This is a genomic window from Aquimarina sp. (genome assembly GCF_977115655.1).
In genome coordinates this window covers 1-24,558 of sequence record NZ_CDSBKO010000073.1, presented here as the reverse complement: position 1 = coordinate 24,558, position 24,558 = coordinate 1, and the positions used below count along the sequence as shown (strand labels likewise).

Genomic DNA, 24,558 nt, shown 5'->3' with positions numbered 1-24,558 from the left:
CATACCCAAAAGATAAAAAAAATTAAGAGATTACAAAAAACCTTGCAACGGTCTTGATTTATAAAGGGAAAATTGAATTTCTACTAGAAAGATTAATGTTATTTTATGTTGACTTAGCTATACTTACCAATTAAGCAAAAGAACTTGTTATGTGCTATAATAAAAAGGTTATCTCTTTAAAGGGCTTGCTACCTCTAAATTTATTATTTATCTTCGGTAAACAAAGGTACCGGATATATACTAGTTAAATAAATGCGATTGATAACCAAAAAATCAGAAATAAAAGAGATACTCGAAAAATGCTTTGTAAAGTATAATCAAAATGGTTTGAATATACTTGTTACAGAAATTCATTTAACTATTCTATCCAACAAGGTTAAGTTTCCTATTTTAGAATATTGTGCAGAAATTATATACAAAACACTTCCGGAAAATCAACATATTCTTTTTTGCGACAAAATTCAAAGATTAAAAACCGAAGGAGGGAATGTGCTTTTGGGAATCATATTACAGAAAAGACTAAACTGTGATTTTAAACAATCTATTGAAAAGGCTACAGAGTATATTGCTGATGCAAATATTTGGTATGTATGTGATATTATTGGCGAACGTGTTTTTGGATATTCATTGCTGAATGAACCCAAAAAAACAATTCCCGAAATAAAAAGATTATCTAACCACAAAACCAATTGGGTAATTCGATCTTTGGGGGCAGGAACTCATTATGCAATAAAAAAGGGATTAAAAAAAGAGGATGTGGCAATTATGTTCGAGATTCTTCTTTCAATGGCAAATACACAAGATAAAGAAATCAGACAAGGTGTTGGTTGGGCTTCAAAAACTACTGCTAAGTTTCATCCGGATCTAATAGAATTATATAAGGAAAACATACAAAACAAAGAGCAGGTTGCTAATTGGTTTAGAACAAAAATCGATATTGGCTTAAATCGTAATAGTTATGCCAAAAGAAATTGAAGTAAAATCTGTTCTAAACAAAACTAAAAAAAGAGACCATTGGTTTTTGGATGATTATACCTTAAACTTGTATAGCAGTTGCTCTTTTAATTGCCTGTATTGCTATATCAGAGGCAGTAAATATGGTAAAAACCTTGAAAACAGTGTATCTGTCAAAACCAATGCCATTGAAATTCTGGACAGGCAATTGTTTAACCGTGCAAAAAAAAATCAATATGGAATAATCGCCTTTTCATCTGCAACCGATCCTTATTTGCAAGTGGATAAAAAAAATGAATTAACCCGGGAAGCTTTAAAAGTAATTGCAAAACATAAGTTTCCTGTTCATATCATTACAAAATCAGATTTTATAGACCGGGATTTTGATCTACTGCATCAGATCAATAAAACAGCTATTCTTCCAAACGACTTACAACACAGATTAAATAATAAAGGTGTTATTGTTTCGTTTTCATTTTCAACTCTTGACGACGAAGTTGCCAAAATATTTGAAAAAGGAGCTCCCAAACCCAGTAATCGATTAAAATGTGTGCAAAAAGTAGTTGGGCAAAATCTACATACAGGGATTAGCCTGATGCCATTATTGCCTTTTATATCTGATACAACAGAACATTTAAACTTGCTATTCTCAACCTTTAAAAAAAGTAAGGTTAATTATGTGCTCCCTGCTACCATTACGCTTTTTGGAAACGGAACAGCAGATAGCAAAACATTGGTATTAAATGCTATTCGTAAACATTATCCCAAACTTGAAAACAGATATCTAAGTTATTTTAAGAATGGCTCGCAAATGCCAATCTACTACAGGACAGCTTTTGAAAAAAAAATGAAAGAATTAAGTATAGAGTATGGGATCAAAGACAGTATATAAATAATACTATTTTAACTTTGAAATCGTGCATATAGAAATTGAATTTATTTTTTAAGTATTCAAGGCAAAAAGCTTGTGCCGGACTTGATCTGGTATCAAGCATAGCTGTAGTTACGGTTATATTTTTTAATAAAGAACAGATGAAAAAGAAATAATTTATTAGTGCTATTTCAAAGTTAAAATGGTATAACTAATCCAAATATCAATAACTTACAAGAGCTTTTTGAACCCTGTAAAACCTATATATAAATAATGATTGAAAAAAAAATAATTAGTGCTATCCAAAAGTTCGCTTCTTCTATACTTAAAAATTCAATTGATCAAATTGAGATCGAAAAAAGTTTGAATGAAATCCACGCTTACTTTCAACAAATTACTAAAATTACCGGATATGACCTTACAATTGAACACATGGCTGCAATTCCTGCCAACAAAGGAAAGGCACTAGGGTTAAACTTTGCAGCGCAATGCTTACTCGATTATAAAAGAACTGTTAAATTTTTGAAGGCAATTGTTTCAGTAATCCTAGAAAAGCAAAAAAAGCAACCAGGAGAATTGATAAATATATTTTATGCAGGATGTGGTCCTTATGCACCTTTTATAACTTTAGTAGCACCTCTATTTCAGCCAGAAGAAGTACAATTTTCGTTATTAGAGATTAATAAAAACTCGGTAGGGTCTGCTAAAAAATTAATTAATTCACTGCAATTATCCAGCTATATTAAAGAGTTCTATCTAGCAGATGCTGTGACTTTTAAAGTTCCTAATTCTGATTCGTTTCATATCCTTATTAGCGAAACATTGGATGCTATATTATATAGAGAATGCTATGTTCCTATTTTATTCAACTTGCTCCCACAATTCAACAAAAACATCATATTGATTCCAGAGAATGTACTAATTAATCTATCTTTTTTAACAGATTCTAAAAAAAATTCAGATTGTAAAGAATATGAAACAGGAAGTATTTTTAATGTACGTGAGTCTGTATCATCATATACTGGTACTGGTCTTATTCCTTCAAAGCTTCCAGATAAAAAAATTGATTTAGCATCAGTGGATATGAATATTTATAAAAAAATTTTATTAGATACCAAAGTTCATATTCATGGTGATGTTTGGTTGTATAGAAATGAGTCGTCGTTAACAATACCTCATGAATTTATATTAGAACAACCTTTTTTATATAACTCTGTTATTTTTACTTATTTTATGGAGCCAGAAATAGAATTAAAATGCAGATTTGAATAATCTGGCTTCAAATAAACGCTAAAACATTCGTCTATTCTTGCCCATTATTCATTATAAAAACTTCTGTAGTTATATTTTGGCTTAGATAAGTGTTGAGCAAAATTTTACTACTTCAAATAAAAAAAAGCAACCCTCAGTGGTTAACAACTCCTCTGAGGGTCTGGACTGAAGCAAAAAATTAAACTAACTCAACTTACACTCAATTAAACTGCTCCAGCTTCTCTTCTATATTTTTAAGGCACAGGTTATTAATACTACCTATATGACTATGCTTTGTGTTTTTTTCTGGTTTATAAGTGCCGTTTTCGATATCCAAACCAATCTTTACATAAGCATCTCTAAAAGACATACCTTGCATAACCAGTTCGTTTAAAGTATCTACACTAAACAGGTAATCATACTTACTGTCTTCTAATATGTTTTTGTTTATACGTACATTTTTTAAAGCATACATTGCCATTTCTATGGATGCCTTTAAATCCTGAATTGCGGGTATGATACCTTCTTTAAGCAATTGTAAATCCCTATGATAACCACTTGGCAAATTATTAGTAAGCAAACTTAACTCATAAGGTAATGCCTGAATTTTGTTACATTTCCCTCTTATCAACTCAAAGACATCTGGGTTTTTCTTATGTGGCATAATACTGGATCCTGTAGTAAATTCTGAAGGGATACTCATAAAACCAAAGTTTTGACTCATATACAAACATACATCCATTGCCATTTTTGATAAAGTACCTGCTACACTACTCATTGCAAATGCGGTTGATTTTTCAGATTTTCCACGGCTCATTTGTGCGGCCACTACATTATATTTTAATGTTTTAAATCCTAATTCTCTGGTAGTAAACTCTCTGTCGATAGGAAATGAGCTGCCATAACCAGCAGCACTGCCCAACGGGTTTTGATCTACCACTTGTAATGCTGCGTCTATAAAATACAAATCGTCTACAAAACTTTCTGCATAAGCAGAAAACCATAATCCAAACGAAGATGGCATTGCGATTTGCAAATGTGTATATCCAGGAAGCAGAACCTCCTTATATGCGTCTGCATTTATTAATAATTGTTGGGATAATTTTTTTATTAAATACTTAATTTGGTTTAGTTCATCTTTTAAATAAAGGTGCATTGCTACCAAAACCTGGTCATTACGGGATCTTGCGGTATGAATTTTTTTACCAGCTTCTCCTAACTTGTTTGTTAGTTCAAATTCTATCTTAGAATGTACATCTTCGAACTGATTTTCAATCACAAAATCCCCATTTTTTATTTTCTTTAACAATATATTCAATTCTGTGTTAATTCCCAAGATATCTTTATCAGAAAGTAGCTCAATTTTGTGCAACATTTTTGCATGTACCAAAGTTGCTTCTATATCATATTTTGCTATAACCAAATCTAACTGTCTGTCATTACCTACGGTAAACATGTCGATTTTTTGGTCTGTTGGTAATCCTTTATCCCAAAGTTTCATCTGTTATTTTTTAATTTTTCACTCTTATTTATACTTTGTCTAAATTTCTAAAAAAATCTATCTCAGAGCTTTTTCATACTATTCCTTCCAAGATTTTTATATAAAGCTCTACACCTTCTTTAATTTCTTCAACATAAATAAACTCGTCTGCAGAGTGGGATCTTGTAGAGTCTCCCGGTCCCAATTTTAATGAAGGACAACTTAATACGGATTGGTCTGACAAGGTTGGGGATCCATAGGTAGTTCTTCCTAGTTTGATTCCGGATTGCACAATGGGATGACCTATAGATATTGAAGAGGATCCTAAGTCTAACGACCTTGGTTTTATGGTGACGTTTTTGGGCATTTCTTTTTTTATAATCTCCAGTATTTCTTCATTTTTATATGCATCATTTACTCGTATATCTACCACAAAATTGCAGCTTGCAGGAACTACATTATGCTGTTTTCCTGCATTGATTTGTGTTACTGTCATTTTTACTTTTCCTAAAACACCAGATACTTTTTCAAATTCGTATGTTTTAAACCATTGTATTACTGGCAAAGCGTTATAAATTGCATTATCATTATTTGGATGCGCGGCATGACTGGCTGTTCCTCTTACAGATACTTCAATTACCAAAAGTCCTTTTTCTGCAATTGCCAATTGCATTAATGTTGGTTCCCCTACAATACCAAATTCCACGTTTTTAAGATATTTTAATACGCTTTTTAAACCCAAAGGCCCACTACTTTCTTCTTCTGCAGAGGCAACAATTACAAAATTGTATTTTAGGTTTTCTTTTGAGTAAAAATAAGTAAATGTAGCTATGAGCGAAACTAAACACCCCCCCGCATCATTGCTCCCCAGACCAAATAGTTTTTCGTTTTCTATAGAAGCTATAAATGGATCTTTGGTATAATTATCATTTGGTTTTACTGTATCGTGGTGAGAGTTTAATAATATAGTAGGCTTAGAGGCATTAAAATGTTTATTATACGCCCAAATATTATTATTTTCCCTCTCTATTGGGATATTATTTGTTGTAAACCATTCTTCTATCAACAAAGCTGTTTTTTCTTCTTCAGAGGAATAAGAGGGTGTCTCTATCAATCTTTGCAATAGTAAAATTGCCTGATCTGTAAGCTCTTTAATTTTTGAATCTGATATTGATTGATTTTGAAAGCCATTCAATACCCTGTCATTATTACTGTTTGTTTGTAAATTATATTTATCATTCTCTGATTTTTCCATTTCTGATTTTTTGAAACTTGTTATCTGTTTAATCAACAACCCCGTAGCAAGCTACCGAAGGGGGGGATCAAAACATTTTTTTTGTATATCAAATTATTTATAAACTCAATATAGTATGCTTGGTTGTATTATCTTTTATAAATTCTACATTGGCAATATGTACTTTGCTTACCTTTTTTTGTAATGCATCAAAACAATTCTGAAGTTTAGGAAGCATACCATCTGCAATTATCTCGTTATCTCTTAATTGGGTATATTTTTCTAAGTCAATGTGCTCTATTACAGATTCTTTGTCTTCTATATTTTCCAGAACCCCTTTTAATTCAAAACAATAATACAATGACACGTCATAATCAACACTCATTGCCGAAGCGATTTCAGATGCTACAGTATCTGCATTTGTATTTAGCAATTGCCCATTACCATCATGTGTTACTGCACAAAAAACCGGTGTTATCTTTTGCTCCAAAAACATTTTTAAAACCTTATTATCTACTTTAACAATATCCCCTACGTATCCATAATCTACAAATTGTTTGGGTCTTTTTTTTGCTACAATTACATTGGCATCTGCTCCTGTTAGCCCTAAAGCATTACACTTATAATTTTGTAAGCCAGAAACTATGGTTTTGTTCAACAACCCTGCGTAGGTCATCACGACAATATCCAGATTATCTGCCGAAGTTATTCTTCGGCCATCAATCATTTCTGTCTTCACTCCTAGTTTTTCAGCAAGTTGTGTTGCCGATTTTCCTCCACCATGAACCAATATTTTAAAGCCTTCCAGTTTTGAAAAATCCTGTAAAAACGAATCTAATGCTATTTTATCTTCTATAACATTACCTCCTATTTTAGCTACTAATAATTTATGCTTCTTCATTTTTAAAGCTTTTCCAGTATTTTTTTTAAGACCAATTGTGCTGCAAATGTTCTGTTGTTTGCTTGTTCCATCACAATCGAGTTTTTGCTATCCATTACAGCATCTTCTACCACTACATTACGGCGTACCGGAAGGCAATGCATAAACTTACCATTATTGGTTAATTGCATTTTTTGTTTTGTCATCATCCATGAAAAATTGCCAGGTAGTACTTTTCCATAATCTACATACGAACTCCAATTTTTGACATATACAAAATCTGCATCTTTTAATGCATTTTCCTGATTGTAATCAATGGGCACTTGTTTAGTAATCTGACTGGCTAACTCAAATCCCTTTGGATGGGTAATTACAAAATCTGCGTCCATTTTTTGCATCATTTCTACAAAAGAATTAGCTACTGCCTGTGGCAGAGCTTTTGGATGCGGTGCCCATGATAATACAACCTTTGGTTTATTTGTTTTTTTATGTTCGGTAATTGTTATAGCATCTGTAAGCGCTTGCAAAGGGTGTCCTGTGGCACTTTCCATATTAACTACAGGTATGGATGCATATTTTATAAAGCTGTTCAATACTTCTTCGCGATAATCTTCTTCTCTATTTTCAAGTTTAGCAAAAGCCCGTATTGCCAATACGTCACAATATTGAGACATAACCTGAGCTGCTTCTTTAATATGTTCAGAATTTCCTTGATCCATTATAGTACCATCTTCGTACTCTAAAGACCATCCTTCTGCGGTAAAATTCATTACAATTACATGCATTCCCAGGTTTAATGCAGCTTTATGGGTACTTAGCCTGGTACGAAGGCTAGGATTAAAAAATAACAATCCTATAGTTTTATTTTCTCCCAGGGTTTTATTTGCCAAAGGGTTCTTTTTTATTTCTATGGCTTCCTTTATCCAATCGGACAAGGAGTCGATGTCTTGTATAGAAAAGTAGTTGTTCATTAGTGTTTTTCTAAATAATTGGCATTTTGACTAATACATCCTGTAATGCATTTATAAATTGGTCTATTTCTTTTTTTCTAATAGTCAATGGCGGAAGTATTCGCAATAGTTTTTTGTTCATCGCACTTCCTGTAAATACCTGTTGTTGATAGATCATTTTTTTTCGTAATTCGCCTACTTCAAAATCAAATTCTACCCCTAACATTAATCCTTTTCCCTTTACTTTCTTTACTCCGGGCAGCGTACTTGCTTTTGATATAAAATATTCTCCGGTTATTTTGGCATTATCTATCAGGTTTTCGGTTTCGATTACTTCTAAAACAGATAATGCAGCAGCACAAGCTAAGTGATTGCCCCCAAAAGTGGTTCCCAACATACCATGAACAGCTTGTATATGTGGTGCTATTAATATACCTCCTATCGGAAAACCATTACCCATACCTTTTGCTACAGAAATAATATCCGGGGCTATCCCATGGTACTGATGTGCAAAAAATTTTCCGCTTCGGCCATACCCGGATTGCACTTCATCCAGAATAAGAACTACATTATACTTTTTACAAAGAGTTTCTAAAGCTTTAAAAAAATCTGTAGTTCCTTCGTCTAACCCTCCTACTCCCTGTATTGGTTCTATAATAACAGCGCAAACATCCCCTTTTTTCAGTTCGGTTTTGACTAACTCAATTTGGTTTAACGGCAAAAAGGAAACGCTCTGCTGACTGTTTAATGGTGAATTAATTTTGCTATTGTCGGTTGCTGCAACTGCCGCAGATGTTCTGCCATGAAAGCCGTTATGAAATGCTACAACCCTGGATTTTCCTGTAAAAAAAGATGCTAATTTTAGCGCATTTTCATTAGCCTCTGCTCCCGAGTTGCACAAAAACAACTGGTAGTTATCGTATCCGGATAGCTTGCCCAGTTTTTCTGCTAATTTATTTTGAAGATTATTTTGAACAGCATTGGAGTAAAACCCTATTTTTTCTACTTGTTCTTTTAGTTTTTTTACATAATGTGGATGTGAATGACCGATGGAAATAACTGCATGCCCCCCATACATATCCAAATATTCTTTTCCATCTTTATCTACAACAATACAATCATAAGCGCTAACGGGCTCTACATCGTATAATGGGTATACATCAAATAGTTTCATTTTTTAATAGTTGTTGATTATAAGTTGTTAATTATAAGCCTTGACTGCTAACGATCAGAGTATAACTACCAACTATTTTATGGTATTAATTTTTTCGTAAGATGCCATAACTCCTTTTATTACTGAAGAGCTTAGCCCTCTATGCTCCATCTCATTTAAACCTTCAATAGTACATCCTTGCGGTGTAGTTACTTTATCGATTTCACGCTCTGGGTGTGTTCCATTTTCTGCTACCAAAGTAGCTGCACCAATAGCAGTTTGTACTGCAATAATCTGCGCTTCGTGAGGATGAAACCCCATTTGGATCCCCCCTTGTATCATAGCTCTTAAAAACCGTAGAAAAAAAGCAATCCCACTTGCTCCCAAAACCGTTGCTGCTTGCATCAATCGTTCTTCTATCACTAAAGTTTTACCAATGGTATCAAACATTTTTTGTACTATTATCAATTCTTCTTTTACATCTTCATTGGCAGCAATACAAGTCATGGATAATTTTTTTGCTGCCCCTGTATTTGGCATTACCCGTACAATTTTATTGTTGGGAATCACTTCATTTATTTCTGCTATGGATGTTCCGGTTACGGTTGAGATCAATATTTGGTCTGCTGTTACTTTATCTTTAATTTCTTGTAAAACACCTTCTAACTGCCTTGGTTGTACGCAAAGTATTATCCATTTTACGTTTGTAACAGACTCTATTATATTTTGAGAAGTAGATACCCCTAATTTTTCTTCTACTTCCTTTAAATTGTATTTGGATTTATCTACTACAGTAATATTTTGTTTTTCGAATATATCGCTATCTGCTAATCCAGAAATTATAGATTTCCCTAAATTCCCTCCTCCTATTATGGTTATTTTATTCATTTTTGTTTCTTGTTTTGTGCATGATTATCTTTGTATGACATCATATCTTAAAATGCACTTGCTTTTAATTCTAAACCTGTTTTTTCTTTTAATCCAAACATTAGGTTCATGTTATGAATTGCTTGCCCCGATGCTCCTTTGATTAAATTATCGATTACCGATGTGATTATTAACATTCCATTATTTATACAAAGATGAAGAATACACTTATTTGTGTTTACTACTTGTTTTAAATGAATTTCTTCGTCAGAGATCATTACAAACTCTGATGTTTTATAAAAAGAAGCATACATTTTTTTTGCATTTTCTATACTATCTTCATACTTGGTATACATCGTTGCGTAGATTCCTTTACTAAAATTGCCTCGATTAGGAATAAAGAAAATTGGAAAGTCAAAATTATTTTGTAATTGTTTAATATTCTGTTCGATCTCTCCCAAATGCTGGTGCTCAAATACTTTGTAACTAGAAAAATTATTGTCTCTCCAGCTAAAGTGTGTAGTCCCTCCTGGCATTACCCCTGCTCCGGTACTTCCTGTTGTAGCATTAATGTGTATAGCATCTTTTAATTTCCCTGAAAAAGCTAAGGGCAAAAGTCCTAGCTGAATTGCGGTTGCAAAACACCCCGGATTTGCTATATTATTTGCTGTTTTAATGGTATCTTTTTGCAACTCAGGAAGACCATATACAAAATCTCTGTTGAGGTATCTCTTATCTTCATCTAATCTAAAATCGTTTCCTAAATCAATAACCTTAGTTGTTGAAGAAAACATATTGGCTGCCAAAAACGATTTGGACCTACCATGCCCTAAGCACAAAAAAACTACATCTACATTTGGGTTTATTATGTCTGTAAAATCAAGAGTTATTTCTCCTATCAAATCCGGATGTTGTTTATAAACAGGATTTCCTGCATTTGTGGTACTATACACAAAATCCAATTCTACATCGGGGTGATGCACTAATAATCGCAATAATTCGCCTGCTGTATATCCTGATCCTCCTATTATTCCTGCTCGTATCATAGGTTGTTTGGATTTACATTGTGATAGATTTTATTGGCATTACCATAAATTTTAATAAAGCCTTTAGCATCTTCAGAGGTCCAGGAATTGTTCATTTCTCCATATTGTCCAAAATCTGATTTCATCATATCAAAATCCGATTCAATCCCTTCTAAAATAAAATGATATGGTTTCAATTTTACTTTTACGTTACCTGTAACAGATTTTTGAGAATCTTCCAAAAACACTTCAATGTTTCTCATTACCGGATCCAGATAATTACCTTCATGCAATAACATACCATACCAGTTTGCCAATTGTTCTTTCCAATACTGTTGCCATTTGGTTAGTACATGTTTTTCTAATAAGTGATGTGCTTTTATAATAACCATTGGTGCTGCTGCCTCAAAACCTACTCTGCCTTTTATACCAATAATAGTATCTCCTACATGCGTATCCCTGCCAATTGCAAAAGCATTGGCTAATTCTTCTAGTTTTTGAATATTTTTGACAGGAGAATCTTTAACTCCGTCCAACCCTATTAGTTCTCCTTTTTCGAAATTTAAAATAATAGTTTCTTCAATTTCTTTTTGAAGTTGGCTTGGATACGCTTTTTCTGGTAATGCCTCATAAGATGTAAGTGTTTCTTTACCTCCAACACTGGTTCCCCAAAGTCCCTTATTGATAGAATATTGTGCTTTCTCCCAGCTATAATGAACTCCGTGTTGTTCCAGATACTTAACTTCTTCTTGTCGGGAAAGTTTTAAATCCCTGATAGGAGTAATAATCTCTATCTCGGGTGCAAGTGTTTGAAAGATTACATCAAATCTAATTTGATCGTTTCCTGCTCCTGTACTACCATGCGCTATATACTTTGCTCCTATCTTCTTAGCGTGATGTATCACTTCTATGGCTTGAAAAATTCGCTCTGCACTTACAGACAAAGGGTATGTATTGTTTTTTAGTACATTGCCATAAATAAGATATTTTATCGCTTTATCATAAAACTCTTGTAATATGGTTTTATTAATGTGCGAAGAGCTTCCTAACTCGTATGCTCTTGTCTGGGTTTCTTTTAATTCTTTTTCTGAAAAACCACCTGTATTTACCAAAATAGTATGTACTTCAAGGTTTTGTTCGTGAATAAGATATTTTACGCAATAGGAAGTATCTAAACCTCCGCTATATGCCAACACTACTTTTTCCATAATAGCAATTCTTTATTGTTTTTAAGCATTATCGCTTGCTTAATGTTTTTTAATCTTTTTAATACCGCCTTGTCAAACCATTTCTGTTTCTTACTATTTTTTTTAGCAGGATCATACAACATCCCTGTACACAAGCACATTTTATGTTCCTTAGAAGTAAGAATATTAAAATTGGTACATGTTTTACATCCTTCCCAAAACTTAGGGTCGTCTGTCAACTCTGAAAAGGTAACAGGTCTGTATCCTAAATCTGAATTTATTTTCATTACTGCCAATCCTGTAGTTATTCCAAAAACTTTGGCTGTAGGATATTTCTTTAACGAATAGTTAAATGTAAATTCTTTGATACTTTTTGCCAACCCCTGATTTCTAAAATCAGGATGTACTATTAAACCCGAATGTGCTACATATTTACCATGGCTCCATACTTCGATATAACAAAATCCTGCAAATTGATTATCTGATAAAGCAATAACTGCATTTCTATTTTGCATCTTAGTTTGTATATATTCTGGTGTACGTTTTGCTATACCTGTTCCTCTTACTCTTGCAGAGTCTGCTATTACTTCGCAAATTTCTTGCGCGTATTTATAATGGTTTTCACCAGCTATTATGATGTCTACTTTTTTCATAAACGGACAACGCTTATTAAAGAAGCTTTAAATTAAGTTAGTAATCGATTGTTCTAAATCCGGAAAGGAAAGTGTCTGTACTTCGTTTTTAGACGAAAAAAAATAACCGTTTATAAGAAAAATATAAACACTTCTTAATTTAATTTCACTTAATGGATTTGATGTTTCTAGGGGAAGAAGGACGCACCTGCTTCAAAAAAAGATTAGACCCGCAAGGGGCGACGAAAACGGGGTACAGTAATATATATATTACTAAATATGTTCAAAGATTGAACCTTAACTCTTGATAATGTATAATTTGCCGTTTCCATAATAGTAACTCTAAATCGTCGGCCGTAGCCCCTTTCGTTAACTAGATGCTGCAATATTACATAAAAAAATAATATGCTGTATAAATAGATACAAAAACCAATTTATTTTTATGATTTTCTTAATCTTAATACTATATATTAATAAATATGACATTTTTTAAACTAAAAAACATAATTTTATATAACATATTACTAGAAAATAAAAAAGACAACCTTTTCTCAGATTGTCTTTTTTATAATAATATTAATATATTGTTTTAGTTTCCTCCAAAAGTAAATAAAAGACCTGCGTTTATTGTAATATCTCCTACAGATTGTTTAGCACCACTTTCTCCTACTTTTCCTGCACTTAAATATGCTACATTCATATTAAAAATACCATATTTAAAACCAATTGCCGGACGAAAAGAAAAATTAGAAGTTCTTGAAGTTGCTGCCAGTCTGGTATTATTTGCTTCTGCTTCTATCTGTCCAATATCAGTAAGTCCAATAGCCAAACTACCATAAGGTCTAAAACCTTCTTTTGTAAAATAATATCGCCCGTTTAGCATATAGCTGCCAAGAACAACGGTATCATACGATAATTGTCCTTCGTTTCCTCCTGTTAAAAAATCACCATGTAAAAAAACAGAAACATCAATATCTTCTGTTATTCCATATCCAAGTTCAAGATTTCCAGAAAATCCCCCATCGGTAATATCCGCAATATCTCCAGAAGGCATAGCATAACCAAAACCAAAACCAAATTTAACTTGTGCATTTGTAGTAGTTAATCCTAATAAAGCTACTGCTGTAAAAAGTAAAAGTTTTTTCATAATTAAAAATCTAATTTATCGTTTAAAGGCGCTAATATATCGATAAAAAGAAATTTTTAATTATTTTTTAATAAAAAAAACACTGAGGAAAACACAAGAATTTGATTAACAAATATTTAGACATAATACTTTTGGATAACCATAAGAATCAAACCAAAAATTGAAACAAATCAGGCTTGTTGTTTAAGTAATCTCCAAAGAAATTATAAGCTTTCATCCTATCCATTAAAGGCTGTAGATCTTCTTTATCTTTTAACTCAATACCTACTACTGCCGGACCGTTTTCTCTACTCGATTTTTTTGAGTATTCAAAATGAGTAATATCATCATTTGGTCCCAATACCTCTCCTACAAACTGTTTTAAAGCACCTGCTCTTTGCGGAAAACGAACAATAAAATAATGCTTTAAGTCTGCATACAAAAGTGCTCTTTCTTTGATTTCTGCTGTACGGGTAATATCATTATTACTACCACTTACAATACACACTACATTTTTACCTTTTATTTTGTCTTTATAAAACTCTAATGCTGCAAGGGTTAAAGCTCCAGCAGGTTCTACCACTATTGCGTCTCTATTATAAAGATCCAGTATAGTTTGGCACACCAATCCTTCCGGAACAGTAATCATATCGGATAAATATGTTTTGCAAATTTCAAAATTCAAATCCCCTACTTTTTGCACTGCCGCTCCATCAATAAATTTATCTATATCATAAATTTCTGTATTCTTGTTATTTTGTATAGATGTAAACATCGAAGGTGCTCCTTTTGGCTCCACGCCTATAATTTTGGTATTGGGTGATAATGCTTTCAGGGCTCCGCATAAACCAGATGCTAAACCGCCTCCACCAATAGCCACAAAAACATAATCAACAGGGGCATCGGTTTGATTGCATATTTCTAATCCTATAGTCCCTTGTCCTTCTATTGTTTTTATATCATCAAAAGGGTGTACAAATGTTTTCCCTTCAGAAGTGCAGTTTTGCATAGCTGCTTTAAAAGAATCGTCAAATGTATCTCCCTCTAGTACTATCTTTACATGGTCTCCGCCAAACATTTTGGTTTGTTCTACTTTTTGTGCAGGGGTAACCGATGGCATATATATAGTTCCTTCAATACCCAAATGATTACACGCAAAAGCTACCCCTTGTGCATGGTTTCCTGCACTGGCACATACCACACCTTTTTGCAATTCATTTTTAGTAAGTGAGCTTATTTTATTAAAGGCTCCTCTTATTTTGTACGAACGTACCCGTTGCAGATCTTCTCGCTTTAATAAAATATTAGCTCCATATCTTTTGGAATACCTAATACTGTTCATCAAAGGAGTAATCATAGCCACTTCGTTAATAACAGTTGCAGCTTTTTGAATATCTGCCAACTTAGGAAAATACATAGATGTAGTGGTTATGGTACTCATAATTAGGGTTTATAATTTTAAAAAAAAATCTGCCAAGACCTAGTAAAAGGTTACACAATACACACGTCTCAAAACTTTTCAGACCCCGGCAGATTATAACATTTATTACACTATAGGCTTCATTGCTTTCATTGAAGCTCTTAATCTGGCTCCTATAATTTCGATAGGGTGATTTCTTAATGCTGTATTTACAGCTATTAATTTTGCATTATCGACACCATTGCTTTTTCCTTCATCATACGCTTTACCTATTACATTGGTATCTATTGTTTTCATAAAATCTGCAAGTAATGGCTTACATGCATGATCAAATAAGTAACAACCATATTCTGCGGTATCAGAAATCACACGATTCATTTCAAATAATTTTTTACGAGCAATTGTATTTGCTATTAAAGGTGTTTCGTGTAAAGACTCGTAATATGCAGATTCTTCTATAATTCCAGAATCTGTCATTGCTTCAAAAGCTAACTCTACACCAGCTCTTACCATCGCAACCATTAACACTCCATTATCATAAAACTCTTGTTCAGAAATTTCAACATTCCCGGCAGGAGTTTTTTCGAATGCAGTTTCCCCTGTTGCAGCTCTCCAGGACAATAGATTTTTATCATCATTAGCCCAATCTTCCATCATTGTTTTTGAAAAATGCCCTGAGATAATATCATCCATGTGTTTCTGAAATAGTGGACGCATAATATCTTTCAATTCTTCAGAAAGTTCAAAAGCTTTAACTTTTGACGGATTCGATAATCTATCCATCATATTGGTAATTCCCCCGTATTTTAACCCTTCAGTAATAGTTTCCCAACCATACTGTATTAATTTCGAAGCATATCCTGCATCTATTCCTTTTTCGATCATTTTATCAAAACATAAAATAGATCCTGTTTGTAACAATCCGCATAAAATGGTTTGTTCTCCCATAAGATCAGATTTCACCTCTGCAACAAACGAAGATTCTAATACCCCTGCTCTATCCCCACCTGTTCCTACTGCATAAGCTTTTGCTTGTTCAAAACCATGTCCCTGAGGGTCGTTCTCCGGGTGCACCGCTATTAATGTTGGCACCCCAAATCCTCTTTTATATTCTTCTCTTACTTCGGATCCCGGGCATTTTGGAGCCACCATTATTACCGTAAGATCTTCTCTTATTTTCATTCCTTCTTCTACAATATTAAAACCATGAGAATAGGATAGTGTAGCTCCTTTTTTCATTAAGGGCATTACTGTATTTACCACTTGGGTATGTTGTTTATCTGGTGTTAAATTAATTACCAAATCTGCTTTTGGAATCAATTCTTCATAAGTCCCCACAGTGAATCCATTATCTGATGCATTCTTAAAAGACTGCCTTTTTTCCTGAATGGCTTCTTTACGAAGTGCATACGAGATATCCAAACCAGAATCCCTCATATTCAACCCTTGGTTTAATCCTTGTGCGCCACACCCAACGATAACGATTTTTTTACCTTTTAATGCTTCAATTCCATTTGAAAACTCTTCAGAATTCATGAATCTGCATTTTCCTAATTGCGTTAATTGATCTCTTAATGATAGCGTATTAAAGTAATTTGCCATTTCCTTCTTAATTTGTTGTGATTTCTGTTTAGAAATTTGGTTAAATTTTAATTTTTAGTTGTTTTTATATTATGGTGTATCCCCAAAACAAGCTTGGGGCCGGGCTATTCGCTATATCTTTTATCTTTTGGATCCCTTCGAGAACCTCAGGGATCCAAAAGATAAAAGGATGTCGCTGCTATCCCTTACACGGTTTCTGCTCCAAAATTTTCTAGTATTTTAGAGATATGCATCTTATCTTTTGTTATTGCAATTCTACCAGATCGAACAAACTGCATTAAACCATAAGGTTCCAGTTCATTATACAAAGCTTCTACATCGTTACGCCGCCCTGTTTTTTCTAAAACAAAAAACTCCGGAGTCACTGTAACTATATTTGCATTACTGCTTTTGATTACATTTTGAATCTGACGATCTTCAAAAAGTAATTTTGAAGCTATTTTAAACAAGGCTGTCTCCTGATAAATTGTCTGGTCATCTGTATGGTAAAAAGCTTTGATCACTTCAATTTGTTTTTCGATCTGACCAATAATCTTCTTTACTTGTTCTTCGGTAATTTGCACTACTATTATAAATCGAAATACATCTTTAATTTCGGACACCGATGCTGTAAAACTTTCCAGATTTATGTGTCTTCTTAAAAATATTGCAGAAATCCTGTTTAACAATCCTATATTATTTTCGGTATATATAGATATGGTATAATTTTCTTTTTTCATTGTTACTGTTTTATATCATTGTATGCGCTCTATGTCTAAACTGTAATAAACAAAGTACTTTTATTCTAATCGTATATCCGAAACGGAAGCTCCTGTAGGAACCATTGGGAATATATTATTTTCTTTTTCTACACATACTTCTAAAAAATAAGAATCTTTACAAGCTATCATTTCTTTGATACTTTCTTGTAGGTCTTCTCTTCGGGTTACTCTTTTGGCCTGAATATGATATCCTTCTGCTATTTTCACAAAATCAGGATTTACCATTTCTGTAGATGCATATCTTTTATCAAAAAACAATTGTTGCCATTGTCGTACCATACCTAAAAACTCGTTATTCAAAACCACAATTTTTACTGGTACTTTGGTTTGAAAAATGGTACCCAGTTCTTGTATCGTCATCTGGTAACCGCCATCACCTATTATAGCTACTACTTCTCTGTGGGGAACTCCCATTTTTGCGCCAATTGCTGCTGGCAATGCAAAACCCATAGTCCCCAGCCCCCCAGAAGTTATATTACTTTTGGTTTTTGTAAATTTTGCATATCGACATGCTATCATTTGGTGCTGTCCTACATCAGATACTATAACCGCATCGCCTTTGGTTTCTTCATTAATGCCTCTTAGCACTTCTCCCATAGACAAGCCCTCATTGCCTGGATATAATTCTTCTTTTATAACTTTATCATATTCGATAGCGTCATAATCTCTAAATTCTTGCAACCAGGCTTCATGGGTATTTGGTTGAACCAAAGGTAGTATTTGCGCCAATGTATTTTTTACATTACCCATAACTGCCACATCTGCTTTTACATTTTTATCTACTTCTGCCGGATCAATTTCAAAATGTATAACTTTTGCTTGTTTAGCATATTTTTCCAAATCGCCAGTAACTCTGTCGTCAAAACGCATTCCTATTGCCAACAACACATCGCATTCGTTTGTTAGTTTGTTTGGTCCATAATTACCATGCATGCCCACCATACCAACATTTAATGTATGCGCTGTTGGTAATGCCGAAAGTCCTAAAATAGTCCATGCAGAAGGAATCCCTGTTTTTTCAATAAAATTTTTCAGTTCTTCTTCAGCTTCCCCCAAAATAATACCTTGACCAAATACTATCATTGGTTTCTTAGCATTATTTATTAGTTCTGCCGCTGCTTCCAAACTATGCAAATCTGTTTCAGGAACTGGTATATAGCTACGTACTCCTTTACATTTTTCGTATGCAAAATCCAACTCCCCAAACTGTGCATCTTTTGTGATATCTATTAAAACAGGTCCTGGTCTACCAGAACGAGCAATATAAAAAGCCTTTGCCAGTACTGCAGGAATATCTTCTGCTTTGGTAATTTGATGATTCCACTTGGTAATTGGTGTGGAAATACCAATAATATCTGTTTCCTGAAACGCATCAGAGCCTAATAAATGAGAGCCTACTTGTCCTGTAATACATACCATTGGTGTAGAATCTATCTGTGCATCTGCAATACCCGTTACAAAATTTGTTGCCCCAGGTCCGGAAGTTGCTATTGCTACCCCCACTTTACCACTGCTTCTTGCATATCCTTGTGCAGCATGTGTAGCTCCTTGTTCATGCCTGGTTAAAACGTGATGCAATTGATCCTGATATTTATATAGCTCATCATACACAGGCATGATTGCCCCACCAGGATATCCATAAATTAAATCTACTCCTTCTGCCAATAAACATCTAATTACTGCCTCTGCACCTTTCATTCTCTCTGTTGACACTTTTGTTTCTTTTTTTATTGTTTGCGTTTGTGTTTCCATACACTCTTATTTTGGAAGCCAGACTTTTAGATCCCAAAGTCCAGGCTTTTTTTTTAGATTCTGATCTTCACCAGAACAATTTATCATTCATCATTATCAAATAATTGTTTTCTTTTTTGATTCTGGCTTTAAACAGCACATAACCTATTCAAAAACAACATTTTTTTTATACTGTAAATATTTAAAATTCGTCTGTTACACACCCTTGGGATGCAGAGGATACTGTTTTTGCATATTTATACAATACTCCTTTATTAAATTTTAGTGCCGGTTGCACCCATGCCTCTCTTCTTTTCTCTATTTCTTCTTCCTCAATAGCTACTGTAATAGAGTTTGTTTCTGCATCAATAGTAATAATGTCCCCGTCTTTTACTAATGCTATCAAACCACCATCTTGCGCTTCAGGAGTTATATGCCCTACTACAAACCCATGTGTTCCTCCCGAAAATCGCCCATCTGTAATCAAGGCGACATCTTTTCCTAAACCAACTCCCATTATTGCTGCAGTTGGTTTTAACATTTCTGGCATACCGGGACCTCCTTTTGGCCCTTCATATCGAATAACAATTACGTCTCCTTTTTCAACTTTACCCTGTCTTATCCCATCATTAGCATCATACTCTCCTTCAAACACTTTTGCTTTTCCCTGAAATCTTAATCCTTCTTTTCCTGTTATTTTTGCTACGCATCCTTCTTCTGCCAGATTTCCGAACATTATTCTAAGATGCCCCGTTTGTTTTATTGGATTTTCTATAGATTTTATTACCTCCTGACCTTCTTTAAGATCCGGAATGTCTAGTAAATTTTCGGCTATTGTTTTTCCGGTAACAGTTAAACAATCTCCATGCAGTAATCCTTTCTTTAAAAGATATTTTAATACCGCCGGAATCCCTCCTACCTCATGTACATCTTCCATTAAGTATTTTCCACTTGGTTTTAAATCTGCCAAAAATGGAGTTTCGTCACTTATTCTTTGAAAATCTGCTAGAGTAAACTCTACTTCTGCTGCTCTGGCAATTGCCAAAAAGTGTAATACGGCATTTGTAGAACCACCCAGAATAGTAACCAATCGTATAGCGTTTTCTAATGATTTTTTGGTTACTATATCTTTTGGTTTTATATCTTTTTCCAGTAGTAATCGCATTGCGCGTCCTGCAGCTATACTTTCTTGTTCTTTATCTTTACTGATTGCAGGGTTTGAAGAGTTATATGGTAAAGCCATCCCTAAAGCTTCGATTGCTGAAGCCATAGTATTTGCAGTGTACATCCCACCACATGCTCCTGCACCAGGACATGCTTTTTCTATCACATTTTTATATTCTGTTTGGGATATGGTTCCTGCTACTTTTTCTCCCCAGGCTTCAAAAGCAGAAACAACATCCAGTTTTTTTCCTTCGTGACATCCGGATGCTATAGTCCCCCCATATACCAAAATTGACGGGCGATTTAAACGAAGCATTGCCATTAATGCTCCCGGCATGTTTTTATCACACCCAACTACCGTTACCATACCATCATAAGACATTGCTTGCACTACAGTCTCCATAGAATCTGCAATCACATCTCTGGATGGCAATGAAAAACGCATACCCGGAGTCCCCATAGAAATACCATCACTCACCCCAATAGTATTAAATATTAGTCCAACTACATCTTCTTGCAGAGTTCCTTTTTTGACCAGTTTTGCTAGGTCGTTAAGGTGCATATTGCATGGGTTTCCTTCATACCCTGTACTTGCAATACCAACCAATGGTTTATTAAAATCCTCGTCTGTCAATCCAATAGCGTGAAGCATTGCCTGTGCGGCTGGTTGCGTATCATCTTGTGTGACTTGTTTACTATATTTATTAATGCTCATTTTTTTTAAATATCAGTTTTACGAATTATTTTAAATTTTAACTTTTTCAATACTATATACCTATTGAATCAAGCAAACCATAGTGTAAAATTATTTTGTTGCATCCAAATCTTTATATTTTATTCAATACCCCTACAATATCCAACACCTCTTTTACTTACACTAATTACTGGCTAACAGTGTTTTATGTTTTAAACATTTACAATCACTACTTATTATTTTTTTTAAAACATCCATATATATCAAAAAAAAACTCCCTTCATTTTACGAAGGGAGTTTTATTATTTTAACATACAATATCCCTTCATCCTTGCGAAATAATCACAATAATGACAATGACATTGATAATTATGTTATTAAATACTCTCATTTTTAACTTATATGGTTTCTAATTTATTTCAAAAAAAAATCCCTTTACTTGTGTAAAGGGATTTTATATATGATTAACATACACAGAGATCCCTTATCAAGGTATAATAATTACCTCAATATTAATGACCTCAATGATATTTATGTTTCTATTATTCATTTTCTAAATTCAAATATAGTATTTTTTTTGAAAATCCTATTATTTTTTCAAATAATCATTTATAGATACTTATTCTAAAGATCTTTTACTTTACTGTTTTGCAAAATATCATTGCACCACAAAAAGTTTGTTTTTTATACAATAAATCACCAATCCTACTCTGGTTTTAACTTCCAGCTTTTTGAATACCGCTTCCCGATAATTTTCTATTGTTTTTGGGCTTAAATGCATTTCTTCTGCAATATCCTTATAAGTAAGTTCTGAACAGGCATACTTTAAAAATGTCCTTTCTTTATCTGTTAGTTTTTCATGAAGGTTTATGGTTGCGGTAACCTCTTCAGAATTGCGCAAGGCATTTTCTATTTTGCCTGAATAATAAAATCCCTGATCGATCACCATATTCATTGCATACTCAAAATTTTCGGGATGTATATCTTTTAAAAGGTATCCTCTGGCTCCCGCTCGTAGCATCCTGATAATTGTTTCTTCATCATCCTCCATCGTTAAGGCTAATGCTTTTTGCTCTGGTTTGTTTTCTTTAAGCCACTGCATGGTTTGTACCCCATCCATTACCGGCATCTTAACATCTAATAGTATAAGATCCGGTGTTTTTCTTTTGTGTTTAAAATACTGCGTAAGCTCCTTACCATTTTTTAAAATTGCCAGAACTTCATATTCCTCCAGTTTTGTTATTAAACTCTCTAATGATTGTGCAAACAGAAGATGATCGTCAACAATAACTATAGTCTTCTTTTTCATAGGTTTTATACGTTTTTATACCTTGATATGGCAGGAATATTTATTATACTACAAATGTATAAAATCAATTTTTATTGTGTATAGGATATGATAAAGTAAGTAAAACTCCTTTATTTGGGGAGGAGGTATACTCCAAATCTGCGTTGACCAAAGATGCGCGACTTTTCATATTTAACAAACCGGAGTTTGCCTGTACAGATTTCATATCAAAACCAACCCCATCATCTTGTATGGTAATATGTAATTGTTCTGGATTAAAATCCAAAGTTACATCTAGTTTTGACGCCTCTGCATGTTTAATGGTATTAGAAAAGAACTCCTGAATGATACGATATAATATAATCTCGTCTTTAGGATTAATATACACCTCCTCCCCTGTTACGGTTAAAGATGGCGTTAAAAAATTTAGTTTTTCAAAACGTTTTAGTTCTACCTGTATGGATTTTTCTAATCCAACATTCTGGATTACTTCGTGGTTTAGCGTTTTAGACAAGCTGCGAATCTCCTGCAAGCTGTCTCCTACTAATTTTCGAACATCTTGTAAGGACTCTGCTGTTTTATCCTCGATAGAAGTACTCATGATATTAATTTGCATTACTGCAGTAGATAGCAATTGCCCTATATTATCATGCAGCTCCCAACTTACATTTTTAAGTGCTTGTTCTTGTATTTCTATTTTAGATCTAAAAATCTCATCTTCATAACGTTGTTCTGCTTTATGCTTATCCAAAAGTAGTTTGTTTTTTCTACGCTGAAAAGCAATAAAAAATATAATACCGAATATTACAAAAAAAAGAATAATAACGGTAAAATAAACAATTAATAAGATTTGTTCTTTCTCGAGCATATTATAAAACCAATGGTGTAGCAAGTATAGGTAAAAATTATAGCGCAATAAAGAATTATAACACGAATCTTAATGAATTCAACATTTTCTTTAGAGTAGTATGCACTATATATAAATAAAGGAGCCACTACAAGATGCAGAACCATTGCTCCAATAGCTACATAGAAAACTAAATCTTTATTAAATTCTAATATCTTCTCGCTCTTTAACATTTCAAAAAAATAAAAAAATACACTTACCAAAATAATTAAAGTCCCCGTAATCATTGGAAAGGAAGAATGGATTTTAAGAAAATCATCCGTAATCAACAAATTAACTATGGATGTAATAAAAAATACAACTATTAAAATATTAACGGTATCTTTAAATTTTTTAGATAATAAATTCTCTCTAAAATACCACGTATAAAAAACAATACTAACTATCGAATGAATATTATACAGCCATGCATTAGTATTTAAAAAAGTTTCTTTCAAAAATGACATTTCGTCATAAGTAGAAATATAAGTAGGTAGCTTCCCTATCATTTCTACAATAAAATTAAGCCATAAAAAATATACAAAATACCGTGTTAATTTATCAACACGGTATTTAATTAAATAATAGCTTCCAACTAATGCTGCAAATAGCTCAACAACTTGAAATAAAACACTTAATGTTTTCATCAATAAATTTTCGGAGGATTACCACTATTTCCATAATTAAATGGCTCAATACCATAATTATTTGGAGCACTCCCCCCTCCTTTACCCACCTCTCCTGCTGGGGCACCTGTAGGTGCTAAAAACAAGGTAGTATATCCTTTATTCATTTTACATTTTTCTTTAGGGTACGCTCCAAGATAGATTCGAATCCCAGGATTATCGATGCCTTGTTTTTTAGACTGTTTTTTTACATATTTAAGATACTCTTGTAACTCCTCTACACTCCAATGAAATTCTCGGGTATCTTCAAAACCTACACATTTATCAATTTCTGGTGTTCTGGTACAACACCAAGCATGCTGAAGCTCTTTTGCTTCCTCTTGTGTGATACATTTCTTTGGTTTTTTATTTCCTTTTTTTGGTAATTTTTTTCCCATGACAGTTTATTATTTTACGTTAACTAAGGCTAATATATCCAAAAAACAAGTTGCAAAGCAAATACACCTACCCTTTGTATCCAAAACTTATTTACCCAAAAAACAGCTTAACTCCATAAAAACAACCACTTAGCCTTTCTAAAAGAATATTTAAAAAAATACAAGCAGGGGATTTTCCCCCTGTTGCCCTAAGGGGGATTCTCCCCCTTGTTTTTGGTTTGTATGTGTTATAAACGCTATCTAAGCATTTGCTTTACTTAAAAAAAAGCTTAACAACTTTATTTTGGATCCCAGTATGCACTGGGATGAACTGTGCTTAAAAACAAATATTTGGTTGAT

General features: G+C 33.4%; 22 protein-coding genes. 3 read left to right on the top strand and 19 right to left on the bottom strand.

The genetic code is table 11. The features are described from left to right. Positions 1 to 252 precede the first annotated feature (252 nt). From ACZIYX_RS21315 to ACZIYX_RS21305, 3 genes are all read left to right on the top strand, one after another. Positions 253 to 975, top strand: a complete 723-nt coding sequence (locus ACZIYX_RS21315) for a DNA alkylation repair protein (RefSeq protein ID WP_462684284.1) — start codon at positions 253 to 255, stop codon at positions 973 to 975. Continuing rightward, positions 959 to 1,846: a radical SAM protein gene (locus tag ACZIYX_RS21310; protein WP_462684283.1), complete on the top strand. Its 888-nt coding sequence runs from the start codon at positions 959 to 961 to the stop codon at positions 1,844 to 1,846. Before ACZIYX_RS21315 ends, ACZIYX_RS21310 begins: the two co-directional genes overlap by 17 nt. A gap of 252 nt (positions 1,847 to 2,098) precedes the next feature. After that, entirely contained in the window at positions 2,099 to 3,097 is a 999-nt protein-coding gene (locus ACZIYX_RS21305; RefSeq protein ID WP_462684282.1) for an SAM-dependent methyltransferase, read from the top strand. A 199-nt stretch (positions 3,098 to 3,296) separates the two neighbouring features. On the opposite strand, the gene argH is transcribed toward ACZIYX_RS21305, so the two are convergent. The 19 genes from argH to ACZIYX_RS21210 all read right to left on the bottom strand — a co-directional run bounded on the left by argH (position 3,297) and on the right by ACZIYX_RS21210 (position 24,219). Beyond that, positions 3,297 to 4,577, bottom strand: coding sequence for an argininosuccinate lyase (gene argH, locus ACZIYX_RS21300; RefSeq protein WP_462684281.1), 1,281 nt, complete (start codon positions 4,575 to 4,577; stop codon positions 3,297 to 3,299). Positions 4,578 to 4,650: 73 nt separating this feature from the next. Further along, positions 4,651 to 5,811 (bottom strand): M20 family metallo-hydrolase, encoded by a 1,161-nt coding sequence (locus ACZIYX_RS21295; protein ID WP_462684280.1) that lies wholly within the window; start codon positions 5,809 to 5,811, stop codon positions 4,651 to 4,653. A 97-nt stretch (positions 5,812 to 5,908) separates the two neighbouring features. Next, positions 5,909 to 6,691, bottom strand: coding sequence for an acetylglutamate kinase (gene argB / locus ACZIYX_RS21290; protein ID WP_462684279.1), 783 nt, complete (start codon positions 6,689 to 6,691; stop codon positions 5,909 to 5,911). Between the two features lie 2 nt (positions 6,692 to 6,693). Further along, positions 6,694 to 7,641: an N-acetylornithine carbamoyltransferase gene (locus ACZIYX_RS21285; protein ID WP_462684278.1), complete on the bottom strand. Its 948-nt coding sequence runs from the start codon at positions 7,639 to 7,641 to the stop codon at positions 6,694 to 6,696. 10 nt (positions 7,642 to 7,651) lie between these two features. Then, positions 7,652 to 8,794: an aspartate aminotransferase family protein gene (locus tag ACZIYX_RS21280; RefSeq protein ID WP_462684277.1), complete on the bottom strand. Its 1,143-nt coding sequence runs from the start codon at positions 8,792 to 8,794 to the stop codon at positions 7,652 to 7,654. Positions 8,795 to 8,866: 72 nt separating this feature from the next. Further along, positions 8,867 to 9,661, bottom strand: coding sequence for a pyrroline-5-carboxylate reductase (gene proC / locus ACZIYX_RS21275; protein WP_462684276.1), 795 nt, complete (start codon positions 9,659 to 9,661; stop codon positions 8,867 to 8,869). 47 nt (positions 9,662 to 9,708) lie between these two features. After that, positions 9,709 to 10,686: an N-acetyl-gamma-glutamyl-phosphate reductase gene (gene argC / locus ACZIYX_RS21270; RefSeq protein ID WP_462684275.1), complete on the bottom strand. Its 978-nt coding sequence runs from the start codon at positions 10,684 to 10,686 to the stop codon at positions 9,709 to 9,711. Further along, positions 10,683 to 11,873 carry an argininosuccinate synthase gene (locus ACZIYX_RS21265; protein WP_462684274.1) on the bottom strand — a complete coding sequence of 397 codons (1,191 nt, stop codon included), beginning with the start codon at positions 11,871 to 11,873 and terminating at the stop codon, positions 10,683 to 10,685. The genes argC and ACZIYX_RS21265 overlap by 4 nt, the downstream gene beginning before the upstream one ends. Beyond that, positions 11,861 to 12,505: a GNAT family N-acetyltransferase gene (locus ACZIYX_RS21260; RefSeq protein WP_462684273.1), complete on the bottom strand. Its 645-nt coding sequence runs from the start codon at positions 12,503 to 12,505 to the stop codon at positions 11,861 to 11,863. The genes ACZIYX_RS21265 and ACZIYX_RS21260 overlap by 13 nt, the downstream gene beginning before the upstream one ends. Before the next feature lie 568 nt (positions 12,506 to 13,073). Beyond that, positions 13,074 to 13,631 (bottom strand): hypothetical protein, encoded by a 558-nt coding sequence (locus ACZIYX_RS21255; protein WP_462684272.1) that lies wholly within the window; start codon positions 13,629 to 13,631, stop codon positions 13,074 to 13,076. Between the two features lie 148 nt (positions 13,632 to 13,779). Further along, positions 13,780 to 15,051 (bottom strand): threonine ammonia-lyase IlvA, encoded by a 1,272-nt coding sequence (gene ilvA / locus ACZIYX_RS21250; RefSeq protein ID WP_462684271.1) that lies wholly within the window; start codon positions 15,049 to 15,051, stop codon positions 13,780 to 13,782. Between the two features lie 105 nt (positions 15,052 to 15,156). Further along, a complete protein-coding gene (gene ilvC / locus ACZIYX_RS21245; protein ID WP_462684270.1) occupies positions 15,157 to 16,632 on the bottom strand; it encodes a ketol-acid reductoisomerase in 1,476 nt (491 codons plus the stop codon). A gap of 185 nt (positions 16,633 to 16,817) precedes the next feature. Continuing rightward, entirely contained in the window at positions 16,818 to 17,351 is a 534-nt protein-coding gene (ilvN, locus tag ACZIYX_RS21240) for an acetolactate synthase small subunit (RefSeq protein WP_462684269.1), read from the bottom strand. Positions 17,352 to 17,411: 60 nt separating this feature from the next. After that, complete coding sequence (ilvB, locus tag ACZIYX_RS21235) at positions 17,412 to 19,145, bottom strand: biosynthetic-type acetolactate synthase large subunit (RefSeq protein ID WP_462684268.1); 1,734 nt, start codon at positions 19,143 to 19,145, stop codon at positions 17,412 to 17,414. A gap of 181 nt (positions 19,146 to 19,326) precedes the next feature. Beyond that, complete coding sequence (gene ilvD / locus ACZIYX_RS21230) at positions 19,327 to 21,003, bottom strand: dihydroxy-acid dehydratase (RefSeq protein WP_462684267.1); 1,677 nt, start codon at positions 21,001 to 21,003, stop codon at positions 19,327 to 19,329. A 637-nt stretch (positions 21,004 to 21,640) separates the two neighbouring features. Further along, entirely contained in the window at positions 21,641 to 22,291 is a 651-nt protein-coding gene (locus ACZIYX_RS21225) for a response regulator (RefSeq protein ID WP_462684266.1), read from the bottom strand. Positions 22,292 to 22,355: 64 nt separating this feature from the next. Next, positions 22,356 to 23,021 (bottom strand): sensor histidine kinase, encoded by a 666-nt coding sequence (locus tag ACZIYX_RS21220; RefSeq protein ID WP_462684265.1) that lies wholly within the window; start codon positions 23,019 to 23,021, stop codon positions 22,356 to 22,358. Between the two features lie 89 nt (positions 23,022 to 23,110). Further along, complete coding sequence (locus ACZIYX_RS21215; RefSeq protein WP_462684264.1) at positions 23,111 to 23,803, bottom strand: hypothetical protein; 693 nt, start codon at positions 23,801 to 23,803, stop codon at positions 23,111 to 23,113. Then, entirely contained in the window at positions 23,803 to 24,219 is a 417-nt protein-coding gene (locus tag ACZIYX_RS21210; protein WP_462684263.1) for a hypothetical protein, read from the bottom strand. The genes ACZIYX_RS21215 and ACZIYX_RS21210 overlap by 1 nt, the downstream gene beginning before the upstream one ends. Positions 24,220 to 24,558: the final 339 nt, after the last annotated feature.

Bases quoted from the DNA above. Each gene is read 5' to 3' on its own strand.
- ACZIYX_RS21225 (WP_462684266.1), bottom strand. From the start codon at position 22,291: ATGAAAAAGAAGACTATAGTTATTGTTGACGATCATCTTCTGTTTGCA.
- argC (WP_462684275.1), bottom strand. From the start codon at position 10,686: ATGATACGAGCAGGAATAATAGGAGGATCAGGATATACAGCAGGCGAA.
- ACZIYX_RS21310 (WP_462684283.1), top strand. From the start codon at position 959: ATGCCAAAAGAAATTGAAGTAAAATCTGTTCTAAACAAAACTAAAAAA.
- ilvA (WP_462684271.1), bottom strand. From the start codon at position 15,051: ATGAGTACCATAACCACTACATCTATGTATTTTCCTAAGTTGGCAGAT.
- ilvC (WP_462684270.1), bottom strand. From the start codon at position 16,632: ATGGCAAATTACTTTAATACGCTATCATTAAGAGATCAATTAACGCAA.
- argH (WP_462684281.1), bottom strand. From the start codon at position 4,577: ATGAAACTTTGGGATAAAGGATTACCAACAGACCAAAAAATCGACATG.
- ilvB (WP_462684268.1), bottom strand. From the start codon at position 19,145: ATGGAAACACAAACGCAAACAATAAAAAAAGAAACAAAAGTGTCAACA.
- ACZIYX_RS21280 (WP_462684277.1), bottom strand. From the start codon at position 8,794: ATGAAACTATTTGATGTATACCCATTATACGATGTAGAGCCCGTTAGC.
- proC (WP_462684276.1), bottom strand. From the start codon at position 9,661: ATGAATAAAATAACCATAATAGGAGGAGGGAATTTAGGGAAATCTATA.
- ACZIYX_RS21260 (WP_462684273.1), bottom strand. From the start codon at position 12,505: ATGAAAAAAGTAGACATCATAATAGCTGGTGAAAACCATTATAAATAC.
- ACZIYX_RS21295 (WP_462684280.1), bottom strand. From the start codon at position 5,811: ATGGAAAAATCAGAGAATGATAAATATAATTTACAAACAAACAGTAAT.
- ACZIYX_RS21305 (WP_462684282.1), top strand. From the start codon at position 2,099: ATGATTGAAAAAAAAATAATTAGTGCTATCCAAAAGTTCGCTTCTTCT.
- ACZIYX_RS21315 (WP_462684284.1), top strand. From the start codon at position 253: ATGCGATTGATAACCAAAAAATCAGAAATAAAAGAGATACTCGAAAAA.
- ilvD (WP_462684267.1), bottom strand. From the start codon at position 21,003: ATGAGCATTAATAAATATAGTAAACAAGTCACACAAGATGATACGCAA.
- ACZIYX_RS21215 (WP_462684264.1), bottom strand. From the start codon at position 23,803: ATGAAAACATTAAGTGTTTTATTTCAAGTTGTTGAGCTATTTGCAGCA.
- ilvN (WP_462684269.1), bottom strand. From the start codon at position 17,351: ATGAAAAAAGAAAATTATACCATATCTATATATACCGAAAATAATATA.
- ACZIYX_RS21210 (WP_462684263.1), bottom strand. From the start codon at position 24,219: ATGGGAAAAAAATTACCAAAAAAAGGAAATAAAAAACCAAAGAAATGT.
- ACZIYX_RS21285 (WP_462684278.1), bottom strand. From the start codon at position 7,641: ATGAACAACTACTTTTCTATACAAGACATCGACTCCTTGTCCGATTGG.
- ACZIYX_RS21265 (WP_462684274.1), bottom strand. From the start codon at position 11,873: ATGGAAAAAGTAGTGTTGGCATATAGCGGAGGTTTAGATACTTCCTAT.
- ACZIYX_RS21255 (WP_462684272.1), bottom strand. From the start codon at position 13,631: ATGAAAAAACTTTTACTTTTTACAGCAGTAGCTTTATTAGGATTAACT.
- argB (WP_462684279.1), bottom strand. From the start codon at position 6,691: ATGAAGAAGCATAAATTATTAGTAGCTAAAATAGGAGGTAATGTTATA.